Source organism: Pedobacter sp., assembly GCF_045627485.1.
Taxonomy (GTDB): domain Bacteria; phylum Bacteroidota; class Bacteroidia; order Sphingobacteriales; family Sphingobacteriaceae; genus Pedobacter.
In genome coordinates this window covers 1-15,325 of sequence record NZ_JAZQNU010000100.1, presented here as the reverse complement: position 1 = coordinate 15,325, position 15,325 = coordinate 1, and the positions used below count along the sequence as shown (strand labels likewise).

Annotated in this window: 11 protein-coding genes, 1 tRNA gene and 1 rRNA gene; 10 read left to right on the top strand and 3 right to left on the bottom strand. The window is 40.4% G+C overall.

What is annotated here, in order from left to right; translation table 11 throughout:
• Positions 1 to 73: 73 nt before the first annotated feature.
• From ACR2F3_RS07675 to ACR2F3_RS07640, 8 genes are all read left to right on the top strand, one after another.
• Positions 74 to 3,304 (top strand): SusC/RagA family TonB-linked outer membrane protein, encoded by a 3,231-nt coding sequence (locus ACR2F3_RS07675; protein WP_432709399.1) that lies wholly within the window; start codon positions 74 to 76, stop codon positions 3,302 to 3,304.
• Positions 3,305 to 3,321: 17 nt separating this feature from the next.
• The gene (locus ACR2F3_RS07670) at positions 3,322 to 4,815 is read left to right on the top strand and encodes a SusD/RagB family nutrient-binding outer membrane lipoprotein (RefSeq protein WP_432709398.1); all 1,494 of its coding nucleotides are present in this window, start codon (positions 3,322 to 3,324) and stop codon (positions 4,813 to 4,815) included.
• An 11-nt stretch (positions 4,816 to 4,826) separates the two neighbouring features.
• Positions 4,827 to 6,107, top strand: a complete 1,281-nt coding sequence (locus ACR2F3_RS07665) for a DUF5689 domain-containing protein (RefSeq protein ID WP_432709397.1) — start codon at positions 4,827 to 4,829, stop codon at positions 6,105 to 6,107.
• Between the two features lie 108 nt (positions 6,108 to 6,215).
• Positions 6,216 to 7,643, top strand: coding sequence for a calcineurin-like phosphoesterase C-terminal domain-containing protein (locus ACR2F3_RS07660; protein ID WP_432709396.1), 1,428 nt, complete (start codon positions 6,216 to 6,218; stop codon positions 7,641 to 7,643).
• Positions 7,644 to 7,647: 4 nt separating this feature from the next.
• Positions 7,648 to 8,562, top strand: a complete 915-nt coding sequence (locus ACR2F3_RS07655; protein WP_432709395.1) for a glycerophosphodiester phosphodiesterase family protein — start codon at positions 7,648 to 7,650, stop codon at positions 8,560 to 8,562.
• A gap of 39 nt (positions 8,563 to 8,601) precedes the next feature.
• Positions 8,602 to 9,969, top strand: a complete 1,368-nt coding sequence (gene glpT / locus ACR2F3_RS07650) for a glycerol-3-phosphate transporter (protein ID WP_432709394.1) — start codon at positions 8,602 to 8,604, stop codon at positions 9,967 to 9,969.
• Positions 9,950 to 10,642 (top strand): GDSL-type esterase/lipase family protein, encoded by a 693-nt coding sequence (locus tag ACR2F3_RS07645; RefSeq protein WP_432709393.1) that lies wholly within the window; start codon positions 9,950 to 9,952, stop codon positions 10,640 to 10,642. The genes glpT and ACR2F3_RS07645 overlap by 20 nt, the downstream gene beginning before the upstream one ends.
• Before the next feature lie 132 nt (positions 10,643 to 10,774).
• Positions 10,775 to 10,848: transfer RNA gene (locus ACR2F3_RS07640), tRNA-Met, on the top strand.
• A 172-nt stretch (positions 10,849 to 11,020) separates the two neighbouring features.
• Here the strand turns inward: ACR2F3_RS07640 and ACR2F3_RS07635 are convergent.
• Positions 11,021 to 11,653 carry a trimeric intracellular cation channel family protein gene (locus ACR2F3_RS07635; protein WP_432709392.1) on the bottom strand — a complete coding sequence of 211 codons (633 nt, stop codon included), beginning with the start codon at positions 11,651 to 11,653 and terminating at the stop codon, positions 11,021 to 11,023.
• A 189-nt stretch (positions 11,654 to 11,842) separates the two neighbouring features.
• Here ACR2F3_RS07635 and ACR2F3_RS07630 point away from each other — a divergent pair, with 189 nt between their 5' ends.
• Together ACR2F3_RS07630 and ACR2F3_RS07625 are read left to right on the top strand one after the other, a co-directional pair.
• Positions 11,843 to 12,598, top strand: coding sequence for a 4-hydroxy-tetrahydrodipicolinate reductase (locus ACR2F3_RS07630; RefSeq protein WP_432709391.1), 756 nt, complete (start codon positions 11,843 to 11,845; stop codon positions 12,596 to 12,598).
• A 77-nt stretch (positions 12,599 to 12,675) separates the two neighbouring features.
• Entirely contained in the window at positions 12,676 to 13,044 is a 369-nt protein-coding gene (locus tag ACR2F3_RS07625; protein WP_432709390.1) for a hypothetical protein, read from the top strand.
• Positions 13,045 to 13,181: 137 nt separating this feature from the next.
• Here ACR2F3_RS07625 and ACR2F3_RS07620 read toward each other — a convergent pair whose 3' ends face one another.
• Positions 13,182 to 14,927, bottom strand: coding sequence for a S8 family serine peptidase (locus tag ACR2F3_RS07620; protein ID WP_432709389.1), 1,746 nt, complete (start codon positions 14,925 to 14,927; stop codon positions 13,182 to 13,184).
• 313 nt (positions 14,928 to 15,240) lie between these two features.
• Positions 15,241 to 15,325 (bottom strand): 5S ribosomal RNA (gene rrf / locus ACR2F3_RS07615); the annotation flags it as partial.

Sequence of the window (15,325 nt, the reverse complement as noted above, 5' to 3'; positions counted from 1 at the left end):
CGCGAAAACTTATTAACGAAATAATTTAAGATGCGAATGTTCAAAAAACGAGCACAAACCAAAAAATCCAAATATGAACAAAAATTTTACTAAGCGGTATAAGGCTGGTCATTATATGGCCGGTGTAGCGCTGTTTGCCTTTGCCATGCAATTGCCGCAAACAGTCTTTGCAGTACCTGTTGGAGTAACCTGGCAGCAACAAGCGCAGGATGTAATCACAGTTACAGGAAAAATTCTTGATGATGCCGATGGACAACCACTTCCCGGTGCCACCATCATGGATGGGCAACGCAAAGTGTTGGGTACAACCAATGGCGAAGGAATCTTTAGTGTAAAAATTGCCAGAGGCGGCTCCTTAACAGTAACAATGATCGGTTACAATGAGGCAAGCAGAGTAATCAACGATCAATCACCACTTACTTTTCGTTTAAAAGAACAGTCAAGCGCACTGAATGAAGTTGTGGTAACAGCATTAGGGATTAAACGTGAGGAGAAAGCCTTAGGTTATTCTGTGTCTACGCTTAAAAACGAAGAATTAACCAATGCTATTTCCAATAACTGGACGGATGCCTTAAGTGGTAAAGTTGCGGGTTTGAACCTGGTTAAATCAGGCGGCGGTCCTGCTGGAACAAACAAAATTATTTTAAGAGGCGAGAATTCACTCTCTGGCGAAAGTGCTGCACTCGTTGTTATTGATGGAGTAATCACCAGCTCTAGCAGTGGTCGCTCAACAGGTGGTGGCAGCAGCTCTTACCTGGGCGGCGATTCGCCATCCGATTTCGGAAATGGTTTAGCAGACATCAACCCTGAGGATATTGAAAGTGTATCCGTATTGAAAGGTCCTGCAGCAACAGCCTTATATGGTTCAAGAGGAGGAAACGGTGCTGTAATCATCACCACCAAATCTGGAAGAGCACAAAAGGGTATTGGGGTTAGCATCAACTCCAACACCGCAATTGAAAATGTGAGCAGCTGGCCAGAGTATCAGTATGAATATGGCCAGGGTGATATAGGCCAGGATTTGTATTATTCTTATCTGGCTACTGCTGATGGCCCGAGTACCAGAAGTACCAGCTCTGCATGGGGACCAAAGTTTGATGGACAATCGTATTTCCAATATGATCCTGTTACCCGTACTACAAGTGCAACGCGTCTTCCTTGGGTACCTTACGAAAATAACCACAAGGATTTCTTTCAAACGGGTACAACATATACCAATAGCGTTTCTCTTGATGGCGGTACTGATAAAACCACAGCACGTTTATCAATTACTAACCTGGAGAATAAGTGGATAATTCCAAATACTGGATATACCCGTAATACGGTTTCCTTATCGGTAAACAGCAAACTTACTGATAAGCTACAGATCGCGAGTAAAGTAAATTATACTAATAAATACTCTGATAACTTACCCTCAACCGGTTACAATAACCAAACCATCATGTATTTCATCAGGGGTCTGGCGCCTAACATGAATCTCGACTGGTTTAAAGACTACTGGTTGCCAGACCAAGAAGGCATTGCGCAAAATCGTCCGTTCAGTAGTTTGTTAGACAATCCATATTTGATTGCAAATGAAATGTTAAACAGCTCTAACCGCAACAACGTAGTTGGTAATGTAAGCGCTACTTATAACTTCCTGGACAACCTAAGTTTGATGGTACGTACCTCAGTCGATTTATCTTACGAAGATCGCCAGCAACAACGCCCGTTTAACTCTAATAAGTTTGCTACCGGAATGTACCGCACGCAGAACATCTATAACCAGGAGGTTAACAGCGACTTTCTGCTTCGTTACAATAACACTTTAGGTTCTAAGTTTGACTATAACTTAACCGCAGGTGGTAGCAAGATGATGAATAAATACATTAAAGATGAGTTAAGAGCTGATCAATTACTTTACCCTGGAATTTTCAATTTCGCCAATGCTAAGAACCAATTGATAGCCTTGCCCAACCGCGCAAGCTATGCATTCAACAGTTTCTACGGTTTAGGTTCATTTAGTTACGACAAGTTCTTATACATGGACTTAACTTATAGAAATGACTGGGTAAGTACTTTGGCTACCCCAACTTCTACCGATAACGTATCATTCGATTATTATTCCTTAGGAATGAGTGCAGTATTATCGGAGGCTTTTGAAATGCCATCAGCTATTTCTTTCCTAAAGGTACGTGGATCTGTGGCACAAGCTGGAAGCGGTTCAACTAAACCATACCAAACTTCATTCTTTTATAATCCAACACCATTCCCGGGAAGTCTGGAAAACCCAAATGTAATTGCAAATCCTCAATTAAGACCACTAATGACTACAAGTTATGAGTTGGGTTTAGATTTGCGTTTATTTCAGAACAAACTGAACTTAGATGTTGCCGTATATAAAAACGATACTAAAGATCAGATTATTCCTTCCAGAATTGATAATGCTGCAGGTTACGGATCTGTTATCCTTAACGTTGGTAAAGTAGCCAACAATGGTTTAGAGGTTCAATTGAACGGCGATGTGTTTAAGAGCAAAAATGGTTTTAACATGAACGTGTTCGGAACATTTTCTGTAAATAACAACAAAGTTGTTGAACTTAACGATGAGGTTGGTTCATTGGTTTTAGCTACTGGTCCCCGAGGCACTATCGAAGCACGTGTGGGTGGTGCCATGGGCGATATCTACGGCTTAGGCTACCAGCGCTCGCCTGATGGACAAATCGTTTATGAAAATGGATACCCTTTAATGGGTGAGACTACACAAAATCTGGGTAACTCTACCTCCCCATATAAATCTAGTTTAGGTACATCTTTCGGTTACGGACGTTTCAATTTAAATGTATTGTTTGATGCACAATTTGGTGGTGTTGCTTATAGCTTAACTCATGCCGTATTAGCTGAAGAAGGTAAGTTAAAAAAAACCTTACCGGGTCGCTATAATGGAATCATTGGCGACGGAGTGGTATTAAACCCTGATGGTACTTACAGCCCGAACACAGTTGTGGCTACCAACATTGGAAGTTATTACAAATCGCACTTCGTGCGTGATAATGTGGAATCAAACATCTTCAGTACCGATTATATTAAATTCCGTGAGGCCCGTTTAGATTATTCATTCACGCCAAAAGTGGTGAGTCGATTAGGTCTTCAACGTGCAACTATCGGAGTTTACGGCCGTAATTTATTGATGTTTACCAATTGGCCGGCATTTGATCCGGAAGTAGGAAGTATTGGCGCATCAGGCGACGTTACTGCTGGTTTCGAATCAGGACAATTCCCTGCAACCAGAACTTTCGGGGTAAATATTAGCATAGGCATTTAAACTTAAAAAAACAGATCATGAATATAAGATATAAAACTTTCCTGCTGTTTTTAACAACAGGAATGATGTTAACAACTTCCTGCAAAAAGGATTTTAAAGAATTAAATACTAACCCCAATGCCAGTGTTGCTGCATTGCCAGAGGCTTTATTGACGCCAGCATTATGGGACGTGGTAACCCGTAACAACAACAGGGCATTGCGCCTTAACAATGAATTAATGCAGGTGCATGTAACCACTATAGACAGTGACGAGATACACCGTTATGTAGTACGCCCTTCCGAATCTGATTATATGTGGAATAACTGGTATCAGCAGTTAACCAATTTCAGAGATATGTACGCACGCGCAGAAGACTTGAACAACAATACCTATATGGGAATTGCGCTAATCTGTGACGTTTTTGTAAGTTCATTAATCACTGATACTTTTGGTGATGTGCCTTATAGTGAATCCAATAAAGGGAAAGAGCAGGTCTATCAACCTAAATTTGATACACAGGAAAACATTTACAAATCGTTGTTTGAGAAATTAGAGCAAGCCAATGAATTATTGGCAAACGGTAAAGCCCTAACACTTGAACAAATAGCGTATGATCCAGTGTACGGAAGAAATCTTCCATCAGGAACCACTGAAGCAGTCGGTTCGCCTTTGGTTATCAACAACTGGCGTAAGTTTGGCAACTCACTGTACCTGCGCTTGTTAATGCGTGCATCAGGAAAAACCAGTTCAGGAGCTGTAACTAAAATTCAACAAATAGTAAGCGATGCGACTAAATACCCAATTTTCACCAGCAACCAGGAGTCGGCAGTAGTGCGTTACACTACTATACCACCTTATGTATCGGCTTTTAATACTTTCCGTGCATTTGATTTTAATGGCGATAATGGATTAAGTGAATTTTTCATTAACACCCTAAACAGTTGGAATGACCCACGTCGCACAATTTGGGCAACAGTAGCAGGGGGCACCTATTCGGGAATCCCTAGTGGTTACGTTCGTGGAAAAATACCTGAACGCGCTTCGTTATACAATGCTGCATTAATGAATGAGCCGTTATTGGGAAACATTATGAACTATGCAGAGTTACAGTTTATCTTAGCTGAGGCTTCAGTTAAAGGTTATATTTCTGGTAATGCTAAAACTTATTATGAAACAGGTGTAACGAATGCCATAACATTCTGGAATACACAGGTTCCAACTGATCATTTGACCAATCCGGAGATTTCCTGGAATGATGGGGCTGGTCTGGATGCAAAAATGGAAAAAATCCACCTTCAAAAGTATTACACCTTGTTCTTCACAGATTTCCAGCAATGGTTTGAGTACAGAAGAACTGGCCACCCTAACTTGCCTAAAGGAGAAGGTCTTCAAAATAATGGCCTAATGCCGGCGAGGTTTAAATATCCTGTGTATGTGCAGTCGCTGAATGCGGCAAATTACACAAGTGCGATAGCCATATTCGGAGCAGATGATTTAAACACCAAGGTTTGGTGGAACAAAGAAAATTAAGATAATCAGATATGAAAAAGATATATTCTATTCTCGCCGCATTAGTCCTTTGCGGTATCGTATTCAATGCCTGCAAGAAGGATGTAAATCCTTCCCTGGGCAAAGACAATCCCGTTGCTGCGATATTTGTAGTTAAGAAACTATACAAAGGCACAGACGTGAAAATTACTTCTGAAGCCTTAACGGGAGCAAGTAAAACCGGAGGAATTGTGATCTCTAACCAGAGCGGGAAGAACTTTCCTCAAGGCACATTGATTATCCAAAGTCTCGACAGAGGTCAAATGGCTGGTTTGCTGGTTGACTTAGGGGCTGCAGAAGTACCATTCGTACCTGGTGATTCAGTTGTGATCGATCTGGAAGGTGGTATTTTATCTAAAACAGGTGAATCCTTACAATTGAAAGGCCTGTCAGCGGCTAATATCCAAAAGATCGCTTCTGGAAAACCAATGCTTGCAAGATCTGTGTCAATGGGCGCTTTATCTAAAGACTTTGCGCTGTATGAAAACACGTTAATCAAAATTACCGCAGATACTAAACCACTTCCTGCCGCAGGTGACACTTACGCTGGTGCTAAAACACTTGACGATGGTTCTGGCAGTACAGTAGAGTTACTTACAAAAACAGAGGCCACTTTCGCAGGAAATTCAATGCCAGCAAGTGCTACTTATACTGTAATTCCTGTATACGGAAATGCTGATGGAAACTTTGGTTCAACCCAACAAGTGCGTCTGCGTACGGAAGCGGATGTAGCCAATGCCAGTGGTCCTATTTATGCAGGCTGGCCAGAAAGTTTCGAAACACCTGATGCATCTTTCAAAGGTTCCTATAATATGAATACGCCTGATGTTCCTGATAACAATGTTCAACTGAAAACAGGAAACTGGAAATTATTGCATTCGATCTTTGGCAACACAGCAGGTAGAGACAGGTTTAATGAGCCTGGTAAACAATCCATCAGGTTTAACCAGAATTTAACTGTCTCAGCTTTACTACAAATGAATTTTGACTTGCCAAATGGAGCATCAAAAGTAACTTTATGGCACGGTGCTTATTACACAGATGCCATTAGTACATTCAGACTGGAATATTCTACCGATGGTGGTACCACCTGGGTTGCTGCCGGGCCAGATGTTAAGGCACAGAGCGGTGGTTCAAGACAGGAAACTTTCGCTTTGAATATCAAAGGTAAAGTAAGGTTCAGAATCAATAAATTAGGATTAGGCCCTACAAGTGTACCAAATGTCTATAACGGCAGGTTATGTATCGAAGACATTGCTATTTACTCTAACTAAGGTTAATTTTTAAAACTGGGTGGCCTCTGGCCATCCAGTTTTTTGTCTTATAAGTTATTTTCGACTTAACCTCAATATGGTGTCGGAACACAACATAATCGAAACATAATGAATAGAAGGTCATTTATACAAAAGTTCGGACTAATCACAGGTGCAGCATTCATCAGTTTGCAAACCAGTGGCTTCGATAAACTGAGCACGAACAACAAAATTAGAGGCAGGGTAACATCTGCAGGTAAAGGTCTTGCGCGTGTTGTCATATCCGATGGCTACAGCGTGGTTGTCACCGATAACAAAGGAAGATATCAGATTGAGCCCCATGAACTGGCAACCAACTTATTTATAAGTACACCTGCTGGTTACGCTTTTAAAACAACCGAGCAAATTGTACGTCAGTATGAGAAGTTAAAAAATGGCAATCAATATAATTTCGAATTAGAGAAACTTCGTCAGGATGATTTAAAACACCAGTTCCTGATTTGGGCAGATCCACAGGTTAAAAATGCAGAAGATGTACGGCAGATGATGGAAACGTCGGTTCCTGATGTACAGGAGCTCCTAAAATCATTGGGCCCGGACGCGTTAATCCATGGCATTTGTGTAGGTGATATCGTTTGGGATGAACATCAACTCTTTGACGACTATAATAAAGCAGTTGCAAAGATGGGTATTCCTTTTTTCCAGGCCTTGGGAAATCACGATATGGATTACAGAAAGGGCGGCGATGAAACTTCTGATGTTACATTTAAGGAAGTATTCGGCCCAACCTACTACTCTTTTAACCGTGGCAAAGCGCATTATGTGGTATTAGATGATGTAAGATACCTGGGCACTGATCGGAACTATGATGGTTACATCTCACAAACACAGTTAAACTGGCTAAAGAAAGACCTTGAGCATGTAGCGAAAGACCAGTTGCTAATCATCAACCTGCATATCCCCGTACATAGCGGTGTAAAGAATAATAAAGAATTATATGCCTTGCTGGAAGGTTATCAGCATGTCCATATCATGTCGGGCCATACGCACTACAACAAAAATGTAATTACTAATAACATTTACGAACATAACCATGGAACCGTTTGCGGAGCCTGGTGGACAGGTCCCATCTGTGAAGATGGCACGCCTCGTGGATATGGTGTTTATGAAGTCGATGGCAACCAGCTAAAATGGTATTATAAATCGACTGGCGAGCAAAAACAGAAACAGCTGAGTATATTCCTTGATGTCCTCACAAAACAAAGTCGTCTGATTGCCAATGTATGGAATTATGATTCGCAATGGACAGTGAAGTATTTCCTTGATGGCAAGGATATGGGAATCTTGGAAGCACAAAAGGGTTACGACCCGCTTTCCGTAGAATTGTATAAAGGTGACCAGTTGCCATTAAGGAGGAAGTTCCCCGAACCGCGTAAAACCGAGCATATCTTCGTGGCACACTTCAGTCCTTTAGTGAAACACATAAAAGTTGAAGTTACTGATCGATTTGGCAATGTTTATATAGAAGAAGTTGACGCACCAGCGGTAAAAAAGTAATCACATGATGAAAAGAATAACCTATATCACAAGTGGCCTGGCAATGATGAGTTTGTTTGCCTGCAAGAGCCAGAAAGACCTAACAGCTTCAAACCAAGTTGAATTTCCATCATTCAGCAGTGAAGCGCATCGTGGCGGAAGAGGCCTGATGCCTGAGAATACCATCGCAGCGATGAAAAATGCTATTGATCTCGGCATTACTACCCTGGAAATGGATACCCACATTACCGGCGATAAACAAGTTGTTGTTTCGCACGATGATTACCTGAGTTCACAATTTATTTTGAAGCCGAATGGTGAGAAGATCAGTAAGGCAGAAGAAAAGAGTCTGATTATTTATAAGATGAATTATGCTGACTTGCGCAAATACGATGTTGGCAGTAAGTTTCATGATAAGTTCCCGGAGCAGAAAAAAATGAAAGCCTACATTCCGCTTTTAGAAGATCTGATCGATTCAGTGCAGACCTACATCAAGCAAAACAACAAAAAGCAGCTCTTTTACAATATCGAAACTAAATGCGATGCTAAAGGTGATGGCGTATATAACCCTGAGCCTGCAGAATTCGTCAAATTATTAATGGATGTGGTCATGAAGAAAAAGATTGCACCCTATGTAGTCATTCAATCATTCGACAAACGCACCATCCAACTGATTAACCAGAAATATCCTGGAATCAGAACTTCCTATTTAGTAAACAACAAAAAGTCTGTTGAGGAAAACCTCGCTGAATTGGGTTTTAAACCATTTATCTACAGTCCGGAGCATAAATTAGTGACTGCAGAATTGGTAGCGAAAGTCCATGCACAGCAAATTAAGGTAATACCCTGGACGGCAAATACCAAAGCTGATATTCAGCGCTTAAAAGATCTAAAGGTAGACGGTATCATTACCGATTACCCAGATTTACTTGTCGACTAACGGCAGGTTCCATTTATAATAAAGTATATCAAAGACCAAATGTTCAAACTATTTCAACCAAGTCCACATCAAACACTTCTACCCAAAGATCAAATAGACAAAGAATACAGAAGCAACCGAATTAAAGTATTCCTAGGTATCTTCATCGGTTATGCAGGTTATTACCTTGTGCGCAAAAATTTCTCACTGGCCATGCCAGATTTAATTGCACAAGGCTATTCAAAAGCTGAATTAGGCTTTGCTCTTTCAGGCGTATCCATCGCCTATGGTATCAGTAAATTCCTCATGGGAAATATCTCCGACAGGAGTAATGCGAGAATATTTTTATCTGTAGGTTTAGTATTCTCGGCATTGACAATGATCTTTATGGGGCTGGTTCCATTTGCCACCTCTTCTATCCTGATCATGTTTGTTCTGCTGTTTATTAATGGTTGGTTTCAAGGGATGGGATGGCCACCTTGTGGCAGGGTTGTGGTACATTGGTACTCCATTAAAGAGCGTGGCACCATGATGTCGATCTGGAATGTTGCCCATAATGTAGGTGGAGGTTTGGTTGGCCCAATTGCTATTCTGGCGGTAGAAATCTTCGCCGACTGGCAAAGTAAATTCTATTTTCCAGGTTTAATTGCACTCGTGCTTGCAGCAGTTGCATACATCCTGGTTAGAGATACTCCACAATCATGCGGTTTACCACCAATTGAAGAATATAAAAATGATTATCCAAAAAATTATTCCGAAGAACATGAAAAGGAGTTGAGTGGCAAGGAGATCTTTTTTAAATATGTATTTAACAACAGAATGCTTTGGTATATCGCCTTTGCAAACGCTTTCGTTTATTTGGTACGTTATGGTATCCTAGACTGGTCTCCTACCTTCCTCAAAGAGGCAAAAGGATTCAATTTAAGTGAATCTGGTATGGCATATTTTCTTTACGAATATGCAGGGATTCCAGGGACATTGATTTGTGGCTGGTTAAGTGACAAAGTGTTTAAAGGCAGACGTGCACCTGCAACCATCATCTATATGGTATTGGTAACAATTGCTGTACTGGTTTATTGGAAAAATCCTCCAGGCAATGTATGGATAGATAATGCCGCACTTATTGCAATCGGCTTCCTGATTTATGGTCCGGTAATGTTAATCGGTGTACAGGCATTAGACCTTGTACCTAAAAAGGCAGCAGGAACAGCAGCAGGTTTAACTGGATTATTCGGTTATATGGGCGGTGCACTTTTCGCTAATATTTCAATTGGTCTTGTTGTAGATAGATGGGGCTGGGACGGTGGCTTTGAAGTCATTGTTGCTGCTTGTATATTGTCAATTGTTTTTACTGCCTTTACCTGGAACCGTGAAAAGAGAAATCTGGTTGAGGCAAATTCTCATAAAAATGAAAGTATTGAAGTTTAAAGTTATCCTTACAGCAACCCTTCTGGTTGCTGTAAGTTCAATGTCGCTGAAAGCGCAGCAAAAGGAATGGGATAGCACCTATCGGCCTGCAAAATATTTGCAAAAAATTGCTGAATTCAAAGCTACACCAGTGGAAAAGAAAGACTATGTTTTCCTTGGGAATAGCATTACTGCTGGAGGAAACTGGTCAACCTTACTGGGTTTACCTCATGCAAAAAACAGGGGCATCTCCGGCGACATTACCTTCGGCGTACTCGAGCGGCTTGATGAAGTTATTGCCGGCAAGCCGAAGAAGCTCTTTGTGTTAATAGGAATAAACGATGTGTCTAGAAATATTCCAGATGAAGTGATCTTGGCTAATTACAAGAAGCTTATCAGTAGGGTCAGAAAGGGATCTAAAAAGACCCAGATATACTTTTATACGCTCTTACCGGTGAATAGCAGTTTTGGCAAGTTCAAGAACCATTATGGTAAAGATGAGCATATACTTTGGTTGAACCAGGAGATTAAAAAACTAACCGCAAAAAATGTAACGGTCATTGATCTCTATCCGCACTTTCTGGATGGCGAAAAGCGTTTAAAGGCCGAACTTACAAAAGATGGCTTGCACCTGATTCCAGCAGGTTACCAGGTTTGGATAGATATGCTCAATAAGAGTGGCTATCTGAAATAGAGTTAAATATATTTTCATGACATAATCCCCGAATCTGTATACAAGTAAAGCGGAATTCTCTTACCTTTGTCGCGCCTTAACACAAACATCAATTGCAAACTGTTTTGCTAGAAAATGTGCCTTTAAGTTTAGGGCGGGGTAGCTCAGATGGTTAGAGCGCAGGATTCATAACCCTGAGGTCGGCAGTTCGATTCTGCTCCCCGCTACTGAAAGCGGCATTCCAGATTCAATTCTGTAATGCCGCTTTTTATTTACCTGAAATCTATATTTTTTGTTAACAATCTATTACGTAATTTACCATGATGTTGCTGCTTCTTGTGATTAAATAATACCCGGTATTTTTGGCAAAAGCCAGATGCAATTGTCAATTAATATCTTTTAGTCCTTTCGTTCAATTGGCCCTGATGAAGGAAGGTTCCAATGATAATAAAGTGCTAATATTCTTATGGTAAAACACGTCACCAAAGAAAAGACCGCCACCCAATCACCTGGTAAATTCCAGTAATTGCCTAAAACCACGATTGCTGCCCCTATAATCGCTGCAGAAGCATAAATCTCTTTCCTTAAAATAACTGGAACACGATTCAGTAATACATCGCGCAATACGCCTCCACCAACAGCAGTGGTAACGCCTAATATTATGGCCATTTGAGCATTATGACCATAGGATAAGGTTTTTTGAGATCCAGTAACAGCAAACAAGGCTAAACCAAGCGCATCGAATAGTAGTACTGGGTGATTAAGCCTTTGTACAAGTGGGAATAACCCAATGGTCAATGCAGATGCAGCAATAGATGCAACTAAATAATACCAATTTGTTAATCCCGCTGGTGGAATGGCACCGATACAAACGTCACGGATAATACCACCACCACAGGCCACAGTAAATGCAACTGCACAAATCCCAAATAAATCAAGACCCTGCTGCCGTGATGCAGTTGCCCCGCTTATAGCGAATGCAAAGGTACCAGCCAATTCAATGAAATAATAAATATTATGTAGGCTATCCATCTTATTCAGGCGCTATAAGTTTAATCCCAAATTAGAGAACACCATAGCCATTTCCAAATTATATTTCAAAGAAATGAAGAAATACGCCCCTCCAGCAGATACCTTTCTTACGAAGAATTAAATTAACATCACCTCAAATTACGTTTATTTTATTATACTTACTTTTGCAAAAAAAACACCAGCGTATATATGAAAATAAAAGTCGGCTTAATAGGATTCGGGAAAACAGGGAAAGCGGTTGCAGCCGTCATTTTACAAAACAAAGAATTCTCATTAGAGTGGGTTTTAAGAAGAACTACAACCTTAGAAAACCGGTCAGTGCCAGAATTCTTAGGGTTAGAAAGCGAAGAACCCGGACTAATTTATTCAACAGAACATATTGCTGTTGGCGACTTATTGGATCAACATCCAGTAGATGTTATCATCGACTTTTCCTCCCAAGATGGAATTCATGTTTATGGCCATGCAGCAGCGCAACGCAACATCAAAATCATTTCTGCCATATCACATTACCAATCTAAAGAGTTAGACCTGCTTACGGAGTTGGCAGAACAAACCACCGTATTCTGGTCTCCAAACATAACACTTGGTGTCAATTACCTTTTATTCTCCGCAAAATTCCTTCAAAAAATTGCCCCTGGGGTAGATATCGAAATCATTGAAGAACATTTTAAACAAAAAGAAGGTGTTTCCGGAACAGCAATTAAAATAGCGAATGCATTAGACATTGATGTTGAAAAAATCAATTCAGTAAGGGCTGGTGGAATTGTTGGGAAGCATGAGTTAATCTTTGGTTTTCCTTTCCAGACAGTCAGGCTGATCCACGAATCCATCTCGCGGGAAGCATTTGGTAACGGTGCAATTTTTGTTGCGAAAGATTTAATCAAACTTCCAAAGGGTCTTTATAATTTCGAACACATCCTAAGGCCTTATTTCCAACTGTAATACCGGCCCTCATTAAGATCTTTTCAAACAAAACCAACGCTAATTTCATTGTATATATTAAAACAACTGACATTAATATGGGAAATACAGGAAAAGACGCAAATAACCATCCTAAGCCAACAGAAGAGGTACAAATGAATATAGAAACGGTTATACCGGATACAGAAAACATAGTGCCTCCTTCAGTGCGGAACGAAGAACCTGCAACTGCAAATAAAACAGAAGAGGCACAAATGAATATCGAAACGGTTACACCGGATACAGAAAACATAGCGCCCCCTTTTGTGCGGAACGAAGAACATGCAGCACCAACACAAACAGAAGAACCAGGTCAATCGCAGTCGGCTCCTAAAGGTGAATCTACAGCGAATGAGGAAACTAAAACTGATGATTCAGATGACGATGGAGATGACGCCCGTGACCAAATTGAAACTGTTAGTCCCTAGCTAATTATTTCTCCGCTGATTCAATCCCTATGCCATCACAAAATACTGCCTTTACCTCATTTAAATGCAGCTAATCAAAAAGTATTGTACGTTTACGAACAGTTTATTCACGTAAGCGTACATACTAAAATAGAAAATTATTTCTTATAGGTTTCCGCCAGCTTTAAAGCGTTATATAAATTCACAACACCACCACTTTTGCAGAGGTCCGAGAAATTCACCTTTACCGTTTCACCCCTATCATTTTTATACTTTACTTTGCGGTTCACTTTAGTCACTGATTTTATAATAATATCCCGGATTTCCTGTGGAGTTAGGTCCGGATAATAACTTAATAGCACAGCAGCAACGCCAGAAACCACAGGGGCAGCCATACTGGTACCATCAAATTCCTCATATTGAGATTTTGGGACAGTCGACTTAATCATAAAACCAGGAGCAAAAACATCAACCGTATATTTTCCGTAATTGGAGAAACCGGCTTTTAAATCCGCATCATCAGCATAGGCACTGGCCCCAACTTCTATCCAGTTATTGGCATGGGGCAGATTAAATTTTGCTGTGTCTACGGGCAATGGTGCAGGGGCCCTTGGAGCATTGTAAGCATTAGGATTTGAACCCATAGGCACAGGCCTTGGTAATATATCTGTATTCGTTTTATTCTTTTTACGGTATTCCTGTTCTTCCTTACTATCATAATATTTAGTAGGATAGTTTGCTACGCGGTCATTGTTCTTATTGTCATTTCCTGCTGCATGAACCAGCAGCACGCCTTTAGATTCTGCATATTTAATTGCCTCATCCACTACTTCCTTATCCCATTTATAGCCCTTACCAAAACTCATGTTAATAATGTCTGCACCATTATCAACCGCATAACGTATACCATTGGCCACATCCTTATCTCGCTCATCACCTTCTGGCACCACTCTAATAGGCATAATTAAAACATTATCTGCCACTCCCCTAATCCCCTTATCATTATTGCGGTTAGCGGCAATAATTCCCGAAACATGTGTACCATGTTCGGCATTAGGCCCCATTACATCATTGTTTCCATAAATCCGCTCCCTTGGGTTATCATAATCGTCGCCTACAAGTTCTGCGCGCTGGTCGTATTTAGGATTAAGGTTATACTTGAGCATCACGTTATACTGGCGGTAGGCATCCTTAATCTCTTTATAAAATTTATCAAATCCCCCACTCTCCTTTGCACCCTTTCGAATAATTTTTTTGATCTGCACATCACGGGAGTCATCCGTTTTGTAATTTTCAATATCTGCCAAAGTGGGAGTTTCCTTACCATTAGCAACAGCCACAGAATCTAAAAAATTATTGATTAACGTTAATACAGAGAAGTTTTTATCTGCGTCGTCATAACGTTTCCCAAACTCACTCGTTACCCTGCGGTATAAATCATACTCTTCCTTCTCTGTACTATCCAATGGAGTGGACCTGATGGTAGAGCGATATTTAGGGTCATATTTACGATAAATTCTAACCAACTCGAGGTTATCATAAGTCAAATTTCCGTTTTTAGAGCCAATAAAATTCCAGCCATGTACATCATCGATATAGCCATTTTTGTCATCATCTATCCCATTATTAGGAATCTCCTTTGTATTTGTCCAGATAACATCTTTTAAATCCTCGTGCCCAGTTTCAGTACCCCCATCTATTACGGCAACCACAACCTTCTTTTTTGGACTTTTACCTTTTAACAATTCCTGGTAAGCCTTTTCTGTACTTACCCCAAAATAACCGTCATTTACCAGGTCAAGGTTGTACCAATTGGGAGGTAGTGTAACATCCTTTTTCTGTGCAGAAACGTTAAGGCAGAATATCGACAGGAAGAGGACAAAGATAGTATGCTTGATTTTCATAAATTATAGTATGAACAATGGTATAATCTTATAAACAGATAAAGCAATAATACGTTTTTTTAAAGGTTCAGTTAAGCGATTTAAGATTTTTTAACATTCTGATTTTCTCCAGTTAGGTCTGATTGACTAGTGTCAACAGCATGATCATCATCTGTATAGTAAAATACGTGACGGGTTTAGTGATGTAGTTACAGGATATAATCGGAGAAAGGGAGTAGTTTCGAGGTTATAAAAGGGAATGTAAACCAAATTTAAATATAAAAACTACTTATAAACAAGAAAAGCCTGTAGTTTCCTACAGGCTTTCTTTAAGATTTGGCACCGACCTACTCTCCCACGTGTTACCGCAGTACCATCGGCTCTGGTGGGCTTAACTTCTCTGTTCGGAATGGGAAGAG

Bases quoted from the DNA above. Each gene is read 5' to 3' on its own strand.
- ACR2F3_RS07675 (WP_432709399.1), top strand. From the start codon at position 74: ATGAACAAAAATTTTACTAAGCGGTATAAGGCTGGTCATTATATGGCC.
- ACR2F3_RS07670 (WP_432709398.1), top strand. From the start codon at position 3,322: ATGAATATAAGATATAAAACTTTCCTGCTGTTTTTAACAACAGGAATG.
- ACR2F3_RS07665 (WP_432709397.1), top strand. From the start codon at position 4,827: ATGAAAAAGATATATTCTATTCTCGCCGCATTAGTCCTTTGCGGTATC.
- ACR2F3_RS07660 (WP_432709396.1), top strand. From the start codon at position 6,216: ATGAATAGAAGGTCATTTATACAAAAGTTCGGACTAATCACAGGTGCA.
- ACR2F3_RS07655 (WP_432709395.1), top strand. From the start codon at position 7,648: ATGATGAAAAGAATAACCTATATCACAAGTGGCCTGGCAATGATGAGT.
- glpT (WP_432709394.1), top strand. From the start codon at position 8,602: ATGTTCAAACTATTTCAACCAAGTCCACATCAAACACTTCTACCCAAA.
- ACR2F3_RS07645 (WP_432709393.1), top strand. From the start codon at position 9,950: ATGAAAGTATTGAAGTTTAAAGTTATCCTTACAGCAACCCTTCTGGTT.
- ACR2F3_RS07635 (WP_432709392.1), bottom strand. From the start codon at position 11,653: ATGGATAGCCTACATAATATTTATTATTTCATTGAATTGGCTGGTACC.
- ACR2F3_RS07630 (WP_432709391.1), top strand. From the start codon at position 11,843: ATGAAAATAAAAGTCGGCTTAATAGGATTCGGGAAAACAGGGAAAGCG.
- ACR2F3_RS07625 (WP_432709390.1), top strand. From the start codon at position 12,676: ATGGGAAATACAGGAAAAGACGCAAATAACCATCCTAAGCCAACAGAA.
- ACR2F3_RS07620 (WP_432709389.1), bottom strand. From the start codon at position 14,927: ATGAAAATCAAGCATACTATCTTTGTCCTCTTCCTGTCGATATTCTGC.